11 protein-coding genes are annotated in these 16,223 nt (G+C 43.2%); 2 read left to right on the top strand and 9 right to left on the bottom strand.

Features of this window, described 5'->3' with window-relative positions; genetic code table 11:
- Genes CDH51_RS03785 through uxaC form a run of 5 tightly spaced genes read right to left on the bottom strand, consistent with a single transcriptional unit; the run spans window position 1 to window position 5,803 of the window.
- Complete coding sequence (locus tag CDH51_RS03785) at window positions 1-1,776, bottom strand: acyl-CoA dehydrogenase (protein ID WP_100627317.1); 1,776 nt, start codon at window positions 1,774-1,776, stop codon at window positions 1-3.
- A 3-nt stretch (window positions 1,777-1,779) separates the two neighbouring features.
- The gene (locus CDH51_RS03780) at window positions 1,780-2,340 is read right to left on the bottom strand and encodes a sugar O-acetyltransferase (protein WP_100627316.1); all 561 of its coding nucleotides are present in this window, start codon (window positions 2,338-2,340) and stop codon (window positions 1,780-1,782) included.
- Complete coding sequence (uxuA, locus tag CDH51_RS03775; RefSeq protein ID WP_100627315.1) at window positions 2,337-3,512, bottom strand: mannonate dehydratase; 1,176 nt, start codon at window positions 3,510-3,512, stop codon at window positions 2,337-2,339. The genes CDH51_RS03780 and uxuA overlap by 4 nt, the downstream gene beginning before the upstream one ends.
- A gap of 30 nt (window positions 3,513-3,542) precedes the next feature.
- Complete coding sequence (locus CDH51_RS03770; RefSeq protein ID WP_100627314.1) at window positions 3,543-4,361, bottom strand: SDR family oxidoreductase; 819 nt, start codon at window positions 4,359-4,361, stop codon at window positions 3,543-3,545.
- 2 nt (window positions 4,362-4,363) lie between these two features.
- Window positions 4,364-5,803 (bottom strand): glucuronate isomerase, encoded by a 1,440-nt coding sequence (gene uxaC, locus CDH51_RS03765; protein ID WP_100627313.1) that lies wholly within the window; start codon window positions 5,801-5,803, stop codon window positions 4,364-4,366.
- Window positions 5,804-5,955: 152 nt separating this feature from the next.
- Between uxaC and CDH51_RS03760 the strand changes: the two genes are divergently transcribed.
- Complete coding sequence (locus CDH51_RS03760) at window positions 5,956-6,978, top strand: LacI family DNA-binding transcriptional regulator (protein WP_100627312.1); 1,023 nt, start codon at window positions 5,956-5,958, stop codon at window positions 6,976-6,978.
- 66 nt (window positions 6,979-7,044) lie between these two features.
- On the opposite strand, the gene CDH51_RS03755 is transcribed toward CDH51_RS03760, so the two are convergent.
- From CDH51_RS03755 to CDH51_RS03740, 4 genes are all read right to left on the bottom strand, one after another.
- Entirely contained in the window at window positions 7,045-8,721 is a 1,677-nt protein-coding gene (locus CDH51_RS03755) for a RagB/SusD family nutrient uptake outer membrane protein (protein WP_232724761.1), read from the bottom strand.
- 18 nt (window positions 8,722-8,739) lie between these two features.
- A complete protein-coding gene (locus CDH51_RS03750) occupies window positions 8,740-11,763 on the bottom strand; it encodes a SusC/RagA family TonB-linked outer membrane protein (protein WP_100627310.1) in 3,024 nt (1,007 codons plus the stop codon).
- A gap of 280 nt (window positions 11,764-12,043) precedes the next feature.
- Window positions 12,044-13,393, bottom strand: a complete 1,350-nt coding sequence (locus CDH51_RS03745; protein WP_100627309.1) for a Gfo/Idh/MocA family protein — start codon at window positions 13,391-13,393, stop codon at window positions 12,044-12,046.
- Window positions 13,394-13,404: 11 nt separating this feature from the next.
- Entirely contained in the window at window positions 13,405-14,790 is a 1,386-nt protein-coding gene (locus tag CDH51_RS03740) for a 3-keto-disaccharide hydrolase (RefSeq protein WP_100627308.1), read from the bottom strand.
- A 160-nt stretch (window positions 14,791-14,950) separates the two neighbouring features.
- Here CDH51_RS03740 and CDH51_RS03735 point away from each other — a divergent pair, with 160 nt between their 5' ends.
- A complete protein-coding gene (locus CDH51_RS03735) occupies window positions 14,951-16,114 on the top strand; it encodes a THUMP domain-containing class I SAM-dependent RNA methyltransferase (protein ID WP_026946008.1) in 1,164 nt (387 codons plus the stop codon).
- Window positions 16,115-16,223 lie beyond the last annotated feature (109 nt).

Below are 16,223 nucleotides of genomic sequence, written 5' to 3'. Positions count from 1 at the left end.
TCAAAACCAATAGGAACGCATATTTACGGTAGGGTATGCATTTGAATGAAGGCGCTTGGCGATGGAATGGATTTTTGGTAGTTCATATTCCATGAAATAGCGAGCCGTCTCTATTTTCCCATGTAGAAATGCAGTATCAGCATTTTCTTTATCTATCATTTGACTTGCGACGTGAGTTTGTCTCAGCCACATCCAGCCTACACACAATACTCCACAAAGCTCCAAAAAGAGACTAGCATCTGCCAAGAAAATCTCTGGTCCTTCCTGGGCTTTTTGCAGTAATGTCCCAGCAGTATCCTGTGATTTTTTCCAAGCCTGATCAAAGAGTAACAATACATCTTCAGGGCCTTGGTAGGTTTTGATGTCTTTTTCGATGGCCTGGTACAGCATTTTCCAACCTAGCCCATCTTCAAGGAAAATTTTTCTTCCCAAAAGATCCAATCCATGAATACCTGTCGTCCCCTCATGAATGGGGTGAATTCGAGCCTCCCGGTAATATTGTTCCACCGGAAAGTCTTGTGTATACCCTGCTCCTCCAAGTACCTGCACCGCTGCCGAAGTACTTAAAACCCCCATTTCGGAAGGGTAGCTTTTTGCGATAGGCGTCAGCAATTCTAAGAGCAAATGCTTTTCCTTTTTTCGATCCGGAATAGTTTCGTGGATCGTTTCATCCATCAGTCTAGATGCATATAGCAAGAGTGCCAAAGAACCCTCCGAAATGCTCTTTTGGAATAAAAGCATCCGCTTCACATCTGCATGCTCAATGATCGGAACTTGAGGTTTGGAAAGATCCTTTTCTGTGATTTTTCTTCCTTGGGGACGCTCCTTGGCATAGGCCAAAGAAGCTTGATAAGCAGCCTGAGCAATCGCCACTGCATTCATCCCTACGCCTATTCTAGCCTCATTCATCATTTGGAACATATATTTCAGTCCCATATTTTCCTCCCCAACCAAAAACCCAATGGTCTTTTCATTGGATCCGATCATGAGGTGGGCAATCGGCGCGCCTTTGTAGCCCATTTTGTGGTAAAGACCTTCGGTGAGCACATCATTTGATTCACCTGTCTCGGGAATGATCTTGGGTACCACAAACAAAGAAATCCCTTTGGTGCCAGCGGGAGCACCTTCCACTCTCGCTAGCATCAGATGAATGATGTTTTCGCAGGCGTCATGATCACCACAGGAAATGTAAATTTTCTGACCTTTAATCCGATACTCTCCCGGGGTCTCGGTAGGGTAGGCGGTAGTGGAAATATCAGAAAGCGAACTTCCCGCATCAGGCTCAGTCAAGGCCATGGTTCCTTGCCAATCTCCGGCGTACATCTTTGGGGTGAAGCGTTCGACTAAAGCGCTTGATCCAAAAGTGCGAATCAAATTGGCCGCTCCTGTGGTCAAAAATGGGAAAACAGAAGCGGAATAATTCGCTGCCTGCAAAATGTACCCAGCAGCCAGATGAAGGGTCCAAGGAAGTTGCTGTCCACCTTCTTCATAGCTGAAAGTCGCATTAATCCATCCATCTTGACCAAATTGTTTCAAGATCGGTCTCATACCGGGGTGTATTTTGATGGATCCATTTTCAAGCTGGGGCTCTTGACGATCCATCTCCGTCAGTAGTGGCCGAAGTGATTTGGAGGCGATTTGGTCAGCGGCATCCAGAATCATTTCAAAGGTCTCCTTGCTGTGGTCTTGGAAATAAGCTAGTTGGCTCAGGTTCTCCACCTGTAAGTGATCAAAAAGCTGAAAGTTGAGGTCTTTTTTTGAGTAAAAATCTGACATGATCTATTCTTGTTTTAATTCCTTGATGATTCTTGCTGGATTTCCTCCTACGAGGGTATCGGGGGCCACATCCTTGGTCACGACGGCTCCTGCAGCGATTACCGCACGATCACCAATTTTTACGCCAGGGCAGATTATACTCCCGCCTCCAATCCAGACATCCGAACCGATATGGATTTCTGTTCCATACTCCCAAAGCTCGCCTCTGGTTTTGGCATCCAAAGGATGGGTAGCCGGGTAAAATTGAACATTGGGACCAACGAGAACACGATCTCCGAAGACTACGGGAACCACGTCCAGGATCACACAATTGAAATTGAAAAATACCTGATTTCCAACTTTGATATTATACCCATAATCGCAAAAAAAGGGAGGCTCGATCCAAAGTCCTTCCCCAATCTCACCAAGCAGATTTTCAAGTAGCATTTGGCGCTTGTCCTTATTCTCGGGGTCTGAATCGTTGAATTCTTTTAAAAGTTTTCGTGCATGAAGCCTTTCTGCTTCCAAAACAGGATCGCCGGCTTGATAGAGTTGGCCGGCGATCATTTTTTCTTTTTCAGTCATTTGCTTTTTTGGTAAATCAGAGCTTCCTCTAATCCCCTAATTTCAGCCAAACCTTTTAATCTTCCAATTGCAGAATAGCCCGGATTGGTCTTTTTTTCCAAATCATCGAGCATCTGATGACCGTGATCGGGTCGCATGGGGATGCTCTTTTGTCTTTTTTCTTGTACTTGTAGGAGTTCGTCTACGACTGCAGCCATTGGCACATCCCCGGTGAGATGATTGTCTTCCATAAAGTTTCCGTCTGCATCGCGTTTGGTGCTGCGTAAGTGAATAAAATTGATGTGGTCACCAAATTCACGGATCATCGCGATCAGATCATTGTCAGGTCGCACACCATAGCTACCTGTGCAAAAACAAAAGCCATTATGAGGACTTGGATTATCTTGGATAATCCTTCGGGCATCAGCGGCTGTGGATACTATTCTTGGAAGTCCATACAGGCTAAAAGGAGGGTCATCAGGATGGATCGTCAGGTATATTCCCACCTCCTCGGCTACAGGTACAATGGCATCCAAAAATAATCGTAAATGCTCCTGAAGTTTTTTCTCATCAATTCCATCATAGGTCTTCAGCATGTCTCTAAACTCATCCAAGGTATAGCCAATCTCTGAACCTGGCAGACCTTTCAGAATATTATCAATAATAAGCTGATGCTTTTCTGGGGAAAGGGAATGATAATATTTCTTGAGCTCTTCTATTTCTGCTGCCGAATATTCATTGAAGGCTTCCTCTCGCTCTAGGATAAACAGATCAAAAGCCTGAACTGCCTTTTTTTCGTAAAACAATGCCTTTGCACCGTTTGGAAGCTCTTTGTAAAGCTCCGTGCGAGTCCAATCCAAGATAGGCATGAAGTTGTAGCAAACCGTGTAAATTCCCTCTGATGCCAAATTTCGCAGCGTTTGCTGGTAATTCTCGATCAACTGGAGATAGTTTTCAGTTCGGGTTTTAATCCGTTCATGTACAGGCACGGATTCGACTACTGACCAAGTCAAGCCTGCATCCTCAATGATTCTTTTTCGCTTCTTGATTTCCTCAATCGACCAAACATCTCCGTTTGGAATGTGATGGAGAGCCGTGACAATGCCAGTAGCTCCGGCCTGTCGAATATAGCGAAGGCTGACAGGGTCATTAGGCCCATACCATCGCATGGTTTGTTCCATTCTAGGAATCATAGTTTGATTGTTTTGGGTTTAAGATTGAATTTACACTCCCGAGTAGGCACTAAATCCACCATCAACTGGTACAATGGTTCCTGTCACAAAGGCGGATGCATCTGAACAAAGCCATTGCAAAGTGCCTAACAAATCGTCCGGTTCACCGAATCGATTCATTGGAGTGTGAGTGATAATTTGATTGCCCCGGCTAGTCAAACTTCCGTCATTTTCAGTCAGAAGCGTGCGGTTTTGTTCTGTCAGGAAAAAACCTGGTGCGATTGCATTCACACGAAACTGGGGACCATGCTTAGTCGCTAACTCCACCGATAGCCATTTGGTCAAGTTGTCAATTGCAGCCTTTGCAGAAGCATAGCCCATGACACGAGTCATCGGGCGAGAAGCGGCCATAGAGCTGATATTCAATATGTTGCCTCGGTTGTTTTTGAGCATTAATGGAAGGAGTGCTTTGATAGGGAGTACTGTTCCCAAGTAGTTGAGATCCATTACCTTCCGAAGGGAAGGAAGGTCTAGGTCTAAGAAATTTTGGTCTGGTGTCACCACTGCTCCTGGCATATTTCCTCCTGCGGCATTTATGAGAATATCCAATGAGTCATGTTCACTCTCAATCTCTTTCGCAGCACTTTCTACACTTTCCCAATCCATGACATCACAGATGTAGGCCTTTGCTTTCCCTCCGTTATTTTCGATTTCCTTGACGAGTGCTTCTGTTTTTTCAGGATTTCTTCCCAAAATCAATAGTTCGGCACCTTGGTTTGCTAGGTGGAGGCTCATGCTTTTTCCCAGCACTCCGGTAGCTCCCGAAAACGCGATTTTCTTTCCTGCTAGGTCAAATAGGTTTTTTGTCATCCCTAAACTTGAAAATTATCCGGTGAAAAATCAAAGTAATTTTTAGCATTGTGATAGCAGATATCCACTACAATTTTTCCTAACCAAGCTTCATCTGCCGGAAGAAGACCTTTTTCTACATCAGTTCCGATGAGGTTACATAGAATTCTCCTGAAATATTCATGTCTGGGAAAAGAGAGAAAACTTCTAGAATCCGTCAGCATACCGATAAAGCAGGAGAGGAGACTCATGTTGGAAAGCGTGTTGAGTTGTTTTTCCATCCCATCAATCTGGTCGAGATACCACCAGCCAGAGCCAAATTGCAATTTGCCTTTGATCTTTCCATCATTGAAATTTCCCGTCATGGTAGCAAAGACTTCATTGTCTCTTGGATTGAGATTATAAAGGACGGTTTTCGAAAGTTGGTCTGTCTCATCAAGGGAATTTAAGAATCCTGCCAGAGCTTTTGCCTGTTCAAAATCCCCAATCGAATCAAAGCCAGTATCGGGCCCTAGGGTACTTAATTGACGGGTGTTTGTATTTCGCAAAGCCCCAAGATGAAACTGCTGCACCCAGCCTTTTGCATGGTACATTTTACAAAGAGCCTGAAGCGTTTTGAATTTGAAATACTGGATTTCTTTAGGTTGAATGCTTTGACCTGAACGAATGCTTTGAAATAGCTTTTCAATGTTAAATCTTTCAGTAGGAAAGAAGACCAAATGCTCCAGTCCATGGTCAGAAAGCCGACATCCATTTGCGTGGAAAAAGTCAATTCTGTTTTGAAGTGCAGCTAGAAGGTCTTCGTATGACTGAATTTTTAATCCCGCTTGCTTTTCCAGCTTCTCTAGGTACGTATTGTAAATTGAAGGATTTTCTACCGAATAGGCTTTATCAGGTCTGAAAGCTGGATACATCTGGATGGTAGAATCGGACTGTGAAAATTGTCTGTGGTTTTCTAGGCTATCCGTAGGGTCATCGGTCGTGCAAACCACCTCCACGTTCATCTTGGATAGCAGTCCTTGTGTTGTAAATCCAGGTTGTGCAAGTTGCTCATTACAGGTCTCATAGACTGATTTTGCATTCTCTTGAGATAATAATTCCTCCACTCCGAAGTAGCGCTGCAATTCCAGATGCGTCCAATGATATAATGGATTCCTGACTGTGTAAGGAACGGTGAAAGCCCATTTTTCAAATTTTTCCCAATCTGAGGCATTTCCAGTGATATAGTTTTCATTAATGCCGAGCGTACGCATGGCACGCCATTTATAGTGATCTCCGGCCAGCCAGATTTGACTCAGGTTTTCAAATTGCCGGTTGGATTGGATTTCAGCGGGGGGAAGGTGATTGTGATAATCTATGATTGGCTGATTAGCAGCAAATTGATGATATAGTCGTTGGGCAAATTCATTGTGGAGAAGAAAATGTTCATTGATGAACTTGTCGATAGTGAATGCCTGGCTCATATTGAATTCTAAATAAAAGATGATTCTAATTTATTGGGTTAAAGGCGCTTTTGATAATCAAACTACGCAAACGTTTTCGTATTTTGGGAGGGATCTGAAGAGAAGTTCACTTAAGAATTTCTAAATTTAGATCTACCCAAAATAACTAGATCATGAATTCCGGAATCAGCATCAAAGAGCTTGCTGCGGCTCTAAATCTTGCGCCCTCGACTGTATCGCGAGCCTTGAATGACAGCTATGAAATCTCTGAGGCTACCAAGCAAAAGGTAATTAGCATGGCCGAAAAGTTAAATTATCAGCCTAACCCTTTTGCCAGAAGTTTACGCGCAAATAAGAGCCGAACCATTGCCGTGGTGATTCCTGAGCGAATCAATAACTTTTTTGCTAAGGTAATTGATGGTATTGAAGAGATTGCACAAGAGCATGGGTATCATCTCTTAGTGTATAACACGCACGAAGATGTGGAAAAAGAAAAGAAAATCCTTTCACTTTTACAAAATGGCCGGGCTGACGCAATAGTCATGTCCGTGACCAGCCAAACGAGTGATACTTCACACCTTCAAAAAATCCATGAGCGTGGGCTGCCTTTGGTCTTTTTTGACCGAATATGTGGGGAAATACCTACCACTAAATTCATTACAAATGACTATGAAAGTGCCTATAAAGGCACCAATCATTTGATCCAGCAAGGCTGTAAGAAAATAGCCTTTCTGACTTTGTCCAAAGATCTTTCAATTACAAAAGAACGCTACCGAGGCTATTTGGATGCCTTGAAAATGGCTAACCTTACTCCCGAACCGACTTTCAGCCTTTATTGCAAGCATAGCGATGAAGATAATACCGAGTTGATATTGAAATTATTGCAATCTGAGAACCGCCCGGATGGAATTATCTCATCTGTTGAAAAATTGGCTATCTCCACCTATCAGGCCGTCAGAAAAACCAATTTGAAAATCCCTTATGACCTGAAAATCATCACGTTTTCAAATATGAGTATTGCAGGAATTTTGAACCCATCCCTGACCACTATCACTCAGCCTGCAGAGACAATCGGGCAGGAATGTGCCAAGCTTTTGATTAAGAAACTGACCCGTCCAAGACAACCTGATTTTTTAGATCAGATCATTGTCATCCCCAGCCAAATTCAGATTCGTGAGTCAACCATGGTTAGATAAACTGAAGATCGATAAACAAAAAACCGCAATCAAATTTTTGATTGCGGTTTTTCATTTACCACGGTTTTAATACCCTGGATTTTGTGGGAAAGCTGATTCTCCTCCCTGAGCTCGATCTATCTGGTTTTGAGGAATTGGTCTTAACACATGGAAATCCTGAATATTTGGTGCTCCTTGTGGGTTAAAGAGTCGGACTCTCTCGACAAGGTTGCCCCATCTTTTAAGATCTAACCATCGAGTTTGTTCGCCTGTAAGCTCTCTTGCTCTTTCCTCCATCAGAAACTCAAAAGTGAATTCATCTGGACTAATCTCCATCTCAGACTCTTTTCCAGGCCAAGCAGCCCTTCTTCTGACCATATTGATGGTCTCTGTTGCTTCAGCAATTTTTCCCTGACGGAACTGAGCTTCTGCAAGTAGGAGGTAGGTATCCGCAAGCCGCATTGCCAGGTAATTTCTTCCCCCTTGGAACTGCGTACGGTCCACTCTTCCCGGATCGAGATGCTTGGTTAGAGCTGGAAAGAGTTTCTCGTCATAGCGGCTAGGAACCAATACCTGATAAGGTCTTTTTGCCATTTCTTCCTCAGACATCTCAAATCCTGGGAGGAACATGGTTGTATCACCTTGTGTAAAGGTCAAACTACTTTTTGTCTGATCAAAAGTGGTATTGTAAGTTCCCGGTCGGTTAGAGAGGTAGGTGTCCTTGAAGGATTTTTTGTACCGGCTGTCATTTTCACGATTTTGGAATACAGTTTCCAAAGCATATACAGTAGGGCGGTATCTTTTGAATGGTCGCCCGTTCTCTGTATCGCGAATCATTCCTGGTTGTGTATCATATTCCATCAGGAAGAATACATGAGCATTATTTCCTCCACCGTTGGTAAGGGGACTTCTAGTATACTGAACAGACCAAATGATTTCATCATTGATCTCATTTCCAAAGGCATGGACCTCAGCAAAATCATCTAGTAGCCTTAGTCCAGAATTATTGATGACGTCTTTGAATAGATTTTCAGCTTTGGAATAATCGTCTCCGGCTGCGGAAGACGAGGTGGCTTTGGTCACATATACTCTTCCCAATAAGTGCTCTGCAGCATACTTAGTTGCTCTTCCGTAATCACTAGATGCACTTTTGTCCTCCAAGTTGGGAATAGCTTCTTCCAAATCTTGAATGATGGCCGCATAAATTTCCGATTCAGGTGTTCTGCTCACTTCATTTGTAGGAATGGTAGTCTCATTCATTCGAAGTTCTACCGGGCCAAATAATTGTACCAAAAGAAAATAATGGTGCGCACGAATAAATTTAGCCTCGGCGATTCGCTGGCTACGGATCCCCTCATTCAGTCCACTCACTTCAGGAGCACGGTCAATTACTGAATTGGCAGTATTGATTCCCCTGTAAAGCTCATCCCATAATTCCCGGACATGACCGTTTTGGGTGTCAAATTGGTTGGTGTAGGTATTCATAAATTTCCAGGCACCATCAGCACCGTTGGTATAGATGTCTGTACCAAATTCAGTCAGATTGTTCCCTCTCTCGGTGCCGTACCAGATTCTCATCGTACTGTAGGCTGCATTCACAGCATCCTCTATTCCTTTTGGAGTGTTTAGATATTCTGTTCCAATTTGAGATATAACATCCTCCTGCAAAGCATTTTCGCAAGAGCTTGCCAAAAGCAGGGAAGCACTGATCAGACTATAGGAAGCAGCTCTTTTTACTATATTTTTTATGTTCAAAGTTTCCATAATATTCTTCATTGTTGATTAAAACTTGGCGTTGATACCGAATGTAAACTGAACTACAGGAGGCGCGATATTGGCATTAATCACACCGCCTTCGACACCTTGTTCTCCATCGATAAAGGTCTCTGGGTCGATACCCTTATGTACACTTCGGTATTCTGAGAAAATGAATGGATTCTGAATACTGGAGAAGATTCGTAGACTGTTGAATCCGATCTTCTTCAATGCGGCATCATTCAAAGTGTAACCGATGTTGATATTTCGGACCTTGATGAATGTACCGTCAAAGTAAGACATGGAAGTGTTGTACTTTGGACGCTCTTGATTTTGATTGGGTCTTGGGTATAGATTGGTCGGGTTTGTTGGTGTCCAATAATCTACTGCTAAGTTGTTGTATCTACCAAAGAGGGTATTGAAATTATCATGGAAGGCTGAGCGAATGAGAGACCCAAATCTTCCGAAGATAAAGAAGGAGAAATCAAAGTCCTTAAAGGTGAACCGGTTTGTCATCCCCATAGAGAAATCAGGAACAGCCGAGCCTAAGAATTGACGGTCATTGGCATTGATTCTCCCATCTCCATTGAAATCTTCAATCTTGATTTCTCCCGGACGATCTCCAAAGGAGTTTGCCAAATCGGCTTCATCCAATTGCCAGATTCCAACTTTTCGCAAATCGTAAAAAACGGTAAGCGGTCTACCAATAAATCGTCCTGCAGCAATATCGTCACCATTTGGAAGCTCAAGAATTTCTTCTCTGTTTCGTGTGAAAATCAAGTCTGTTGACCAAGAAAAGTCTCCTTTCTCAATATTCAGAGTAGAAAGGCTGAGCTCTATACCTCGGTTTTGAGTTTTTCCGATGTTAGTGATAAAACCACCAAATCCTGTTGAATTAGGTAGTGGCTGTGGAGCCAATAGGTCAGAAGTATTAGTGACGTAATATTCAATTGCACCAAAGATCCTATTCTTGAAAATTGCGAAATCAATTCCGCTATTAAATGTCGTGGAGGTTTCCCATCTAAGATCTGGGTTTCCGATGGTATTGGGACGGTAACCAAATGCAGCCGAACCTCCACCTGCCCAAGCGTAGGAAGTTCTGCCTAGCAATGCCTGCGTCTGATAAGGCACAATCGCTTGGTTACCTATTGAACCATAACTTACTCGGAACTTCAACTGGTCTATCCAAGATGAATTTTTGATAAAATCCTCTTCATGCATATTCCAGCCAATAGCCATGGATGGGAAGTATCCAAAGCGGTTATTCTGCCCAAATCTAGAACTTCCATCAGCTCTCAGGGTAGCGGTCAATAGATACTTTCCTTTGTAGTCATAGTTGACTCTTCCCATGTAGGAAAGAAGTGCCCATTCTATCAGTTCCGTATTAGCTCCGGTGATTTGTGAGGCATCTCCTAAACGATGATACAATTGAGTTGGCGCAGGAATTCCGAGTACACTGATATCGCTTCGCTCAAAACGATCCTGCTGAAATGATTGAAGAAGAGTGACATTTAAGTTGTGGTCAGTCCCAAATTTTTTCTCATAGGTCAAGATATTCTCGACAGTATAATTGAGATTGAATCGATCGCTCACACTGGCTGTCGCATCTCCTCCTCGTCTTGCATTGGTTTGAGAGCCTGTGAATCTACCTGAGCGTCTGACTGTGTAATCCGGACCAAAATTGAATCTATAAGTAAGTCCTTTGGTGATTTCCCAGTTTAAATAAATACTGGAGAAAATTCGGGTTCTAAAGGTTTCATCGATTTGAGCACCGGGTACTATTTCTGCAAATGGATTGGTACGCAATCCATCTGAGGTAGGAAGGAAGATCAGGGTGCCATCATCCTCAAAGGGTTTACCCAGGGGGTTTTCTTGCAAAGCGCCACCCAGTGGGTTGAAGTTTTCGCCATTTCTTTTGCTGTAGGTTACTAGGGTAGAGGTGCCTATTCTCAGCTTATCATTGATTTGATGGTCTAGGTTTATTCTAAAAGTACCTCTGGTAAAGTCCTGATTTTTGATCACACCTACATCTCTAAAATAGTTTCCGGAGACAAAGAAGCTAGTCTTTTGATTTCCGCCACTGACACTTACTTGATGACTTTGAATGCTTCCTGTTCGCATCAAACCTGCGATGTAGTCCGTGCTTCTGCCTAAGGCTATGCTTTCAAGTTCTACAGGTTCAAATAGCGTAGCATCTGCATCAGGTGTTGCAGGTCCGTCAGGATAATTTCCCGTAGCTCTTCTTGACTCTCTTTTGTATTCGGCAAAGCCTGGGCCGTCAAAGACTTCAATTCTGCCTAATTCCTCGCTGATCCCATAATAGGAGTCAATTGAAACAACAGTTTTGCCCGTGCTGCCTCTTTTTGTCGTGATCAATACTACCCCATTTGCGCCTCGGGAGCCGTAGATAGCAGTAGCAGATGCATCTTTCAAAACCTCCATCGAAGTAATATCCTGGGGGTTAATATCTTCCAATCCACCCACTGTAGGAATTCCGTCAATTACATAAAGCGGTTCATTGGATGCATTGAAGGACCGTCTACCTCGGATTCTTACTTGAGGTGCAGTGCCTGGCTTGGATCCTGCCTGAGTCACATCAACCCCGGCGGCACGACCTTGCAAGGCTTGGCGTGCATCGGTGATAGGTAATTCTTGGATTTCCTTATTTCCAACAGATGAAATGGCACCCGTCAGCTGACTTTTTTTCTGAGTACCATATCCCACGACCACGACTTCCTCCAATTCTGAAAGATCTGGCTCGAGACGAACATCAATGATACTTCTATTTCCAACGGTTTCCTCTATAGTCGTGTATCCGATAAAAGAGAAAATCAACACTCCTGATGAAGGAGCTTCTATGGTATATTTTCCATCAAGATCTGTGGTTGTTCCTCGAGTGGTACCTTGAAGTAATACCGAAACTCCCGGTATGGGAGTGCCTGTCTCATCGACTACGGTGCCGTTCACCTGGCTTTCTTGAGCCACAGTGACTGTTACTGAAAATAAGAGTAACAGCACCATTAAGTACGGTCTGTAAATTTTAGCATGCATACTATTTTGGGTTTGGGTAAATTGATAGATAGATATTCTGTTAGAGTTACTAACTAAAGAATTTTAATTTACCCCCAATTCAAGCTAAAATCAATAGCAAAAAATTGCATCTTACGGAATCGATTTCGAATAGAAGCATTTGATATTCAGTTTATTGTACTTTAAAAACTAAAAAGTCTATCTGATTGCAAAAGCTATGTAGCTAATGCTCAGATAGACTTTAAATTCGACGAATTAATCGTGATTAAGTAATGGAGTATTTCGTCTTTTTAGAATGAAATCAAACCTTCGGTGGTTCCCATCCTTTTTCATATTCTCGGGACCAAAGCTCCATGGCTTTTTTGGAATTCTTGATGCGACCAGAATTGGTATCGCATTCTAGTGTCTCACCGGTCCGATAGGAAATATTAGCTAAATGACATAAAAGAGTACTGACAGCTCCTTCTTCAATATTGGAGTTTTGGGTTTCTGTACCGCGCACGGCATTGAAGAAATTGGCCACATGTCGAGTGCTCATGTCTCCACCACCTCCAAGGGCTGTTCCTGCTTCATTTCCAGCGGACGAACTGTCTTTTATCAGTTTACCACTTCTATCATAGTGTTTGTAGCCTCCTCGATTGACAAAAACACTACCCTCTGAGCCATAAATAATCGTACCTCTGTCCGAGCCATAGGTATTGTATCCGTTTCGGCTTTTTCCATCCCAGACGATTGTGCTATTATCCGAGAATTTGAAAGTAGCCTCCATGGTATCGTACATAGTCCAGCCATCATTGGGAAAGTGTAGCTTGGCGGCGTCGACCATTACTTTCTCCGGATAATTAACCTGCAAGGCCCATCTCGCTACATCCAATTCATGAGTGGCATTATTGCCTGTTTCTGCCGTGCCATAGTCCCATCCGTACCAGTGCCAGTTGTAGTTCCAGGTATCATGGGTATAAGGTTTTCTAGGTGCAGGTCCTTGGAACAATTCCCAGTCTAAACCTTCCGGAACGGGAGCTGGGGAGGGGTTGACTACCTCACCTCGTGCATTGCTGTAGAAAGCGATCGCCTTGTAGGCTTTTCCGATAGCACCATTATGTATGGCCTGAATGATCTCACGACTTTCGGGAGCAGACCGTTGCTGATTCCCCATCTGAACTACTTTTCCATATTTTTTCTGCAAAGCGATCAGGAGTTCTCCTTCTCTAGGGTTGTGAGAACAGGGCTTTTCGACATAGACATGCTTTCCATGCTCCAGAGCAATCCAGGTTCCCGGTGCGTGCCAATGATCAGGAGTAGCATTAATCAAGACGTCTAAATCCTTGTCTTCTAATACTTTCAGAATACTTTTTTCCTGCTTAGGTTGATAGTCAATCCGCTTGGAGAAGTTTTCAGCAGCTCTTGTGAGTTGACTATCCATCACATCACAGAGATACAAAAGATTGACATTGGAAGACTTCATGGCGATAGGTTCATAGAAAGCGCCCAACCTTCTGCCAAGTCCAGCGATGGCGACATTCAGTCTGTCATTGGCGCCTAGGATTCTTCCGTATGATTTTGCAGAAAAGCCTACAGCTCCCAAGGCGGATATGCCAAGACTTGCTGCTGTGCTTTTTTTGATGAAAGATCTTCTGGATTGCTTACTCATGATTTGATAGGTTAATTTAAGGTCTTGATTTTGATGTTTTTAAAGCTTACTTCGTCGCCATGGTCTTGAAGGAGTATATGCCCCTCGGTAGCTTCCCCGAAGTTTTCCCAAACTTTATATTTTGAAATGGCGACTAGATCCCGGTATTCTTGAGATCCTCGAACGTATTCCACTACCTTGACTCCATTTAGGAAGTGCTCTACTCGATTATCCGGATGTACTACGATTCTACCTTTATTCCATTCACCGATTGGTTTGACAAAGCGACTTTGCTTATCAGCTTTGATCAAATCATAAAGTGATGCTAAAGTCCGATTTCCATCTCTTCCCATTTTGGCATCGGGGTGTTTTTCATCATCCAAGATTTGGTATTCTAGGCCGATAGCTGAGCCAGAGTTGTTTTCAGAGAGTGTGACAAAATATTTAACACCGCTATTGGCACCTTCGGTGAGTTTGAACTCAAACCCCAAATCAAAAGCGCTGAATTTCTCTTCAGTCACAATATCACCGGCATTGGTAGATTCACCACCATCAGAAGCTGCTATAGTCAGGACTCCGTCCGAAACAGACCAACCAAAATCCGGAAAGGACTCTTTATAAGCGCCTACCCATCCTTCAGCGTTTTGTCCATTGAAAAGAAGTCTCCAACCTTGAGTAATTTCGTAATCAGTCAATTCATTTTTCCGGTTGTTCACCACAAAAATGTCTGAATCAAAAGGCTTAGGATCAAGATTTTCCGTTTTGATTCGAACGTTTCGGAAATAAGTTTTCCGTCCCGCATCTTCAGGGTTTCTAATGCTATGTACTTGCAAACCAACAAATCCCTTTGAATCCATATCATCGACGACATAAGCTACTTCTTGTCCATTGAGCCAAGTCTTGATTTCATCGCCGATAACCTCAATCCGGTATTTGTTATACTCTCCGAGTTTAAATGCTGATTTGGCTGAAGGATTTAGATCCAAAGGGTAAAGCCAGCCTCTTCTTGCTTCATCATAAACTCCCGCTGACCAGGCCCTTTCGGTAGGGTCAGCTTCGATCTGATAGCCATAAACCAAGCCGTTTCCCTCTCTTGCATTAGGATCAAATTGTCCTCTTGCCATCACTCCAGAATTGGACGACACATGCTCCACTTTCAGTTCTAACTCTAAAATGAAATCTCCAAATGTCTCCTCGGTGATCAGAAAAGTATTTGGAGACCCTTCCACTGCGGTACCTACTATTTCTCCATTCTCAACAGAAAATTCAGCGGTACCCGCGACAGCTTTCCAACCTGAGAGGTCTTGACCATTGAAAAGTTCTCTCCAGCCATCATCTGCTGATTCTTCTTGCTTTGTACAGGAAAATAATAGGGACTGAACAAGAATTACAGTGAAAATTGATCGTATTCGTATCATGTATTTTGGTGATTTTTGATATTCTAAATTGAAGAATTCAGGGCTTGTGCACAAATGAACAAGTACTCAAGTTACGCAATCGATTGCGAATTTTGGAAAGATATTTTACTCCCGGAAAATCTCGCTGAAGCATTCTCTTTCAAATTATCTACTTTTGTGCATGCTAGATTTTAATGAAAGACGGACGGTATTTGTGACTTGTAAAGATCGGTCCGTTGACTATTTGGAAAAGGAAATCCGTGAGTTGGGATTTTTTCCTGAGAAAGTGCACCGAACTGGAGTGGAGCTCAAAGCCTCTCTGGAGGATTGCATGGATTTGAACCTTCATCTCCGTACTGCTTCTCATGTTTTATTTGAGATTCGGAGTATTTATCTTCATCAAGCCTCTGATATCTACCGGAGAATCAAGGCATTGCCCTGGGAAGATTATTTGGACGTGGACGGCTATTTTTCAGTCAATTCGGTGGTAGAGAATGATACGGTTACCACCCCTTTAATTGTGAATGTAAAAGTAAAAGATGCAATCGTAGATCGTTTTCGGGAGAAATTTGGAAGGAGACCTGACTCGGGTTCAGAGTTTTCAGGTTTGGTCATTCAGGTGTACTGGAAAGGGACACAGGCGCAAATTTATCTCAATACGACAGGTGATACCCTTGCCAAGCATGGCTACAGGAAGATTCCCGGAAAAGCTCCAATGATGGAGGATCTAGCCGCAGCGACAATCATGGCTACCGAATGGAATACACGCGTTCCATTCATCAATCCCATGTGCGGCTCAGGTACTTTGGCCATTGAAGCGGCCTTGATGGCATGCAAGCGCTTTCCTGGTCTGTATCGTGACCATTACGCTTTCATGAGTATTTTGGGATATCCTGAGGAGGCTTATCAAGCAAAGATGAAAAAGCTCAGAGATAAGGTTATAGACAATCCCGGGGTGAAAATTATTGCTTCGGACATTTCGCTGCAGGCTATTTCTTTTGCAAAGGAAAATGCCGCTACTGCTGAGGTCGAGCATCTGATTGATTTCCAGGTATGTGATTTTGCAGAGACGGAAATCCCTGAAAAGCCCAAAGGTGTTATCATGTTCAACCCAGAATATGGAGAGCGATTGGGGGAAGAGGAAGAGTTGGCAGAAACCTACAGCCGAATCGGTGATTTTCTAAAACAGAAGTGTGCGGGTTACAGAGGCTACATTTTTACGGGGAATCTTAGCCTTGCCAAAAAAGTAGGTCTTCGGGCTAGTCGAAGAATTGAATTCTGGAATGGAACAATAGACTGTCGCTTATTAAAATACGATCTCTACGAGGGTAAAAAAGAAGAATAAATGAGGCTGTCTCATAAATAGTTTTTTTGTCAGCTTGAGCGGAGTCGAAAGCAATTTCTAGCACCCTTCAGTACATTTCGACTTCGCTCAATGTGACAAGTTTTACTTT

This window comes from Algoriphagus formosus (assembly GCF_002807035.1).
Lineage (GTDB): Bacteria > Bacteroidota > Bacteroidia > Cytophagales > Cyclobacteriaceae > Algoriphagus > Algoriphagus formosus.
The sequence above is the reverse complement of the archived record's forward strand: the minus strand, read 5'-3'. Positions and strand labels throughout refer to the sequence as shown.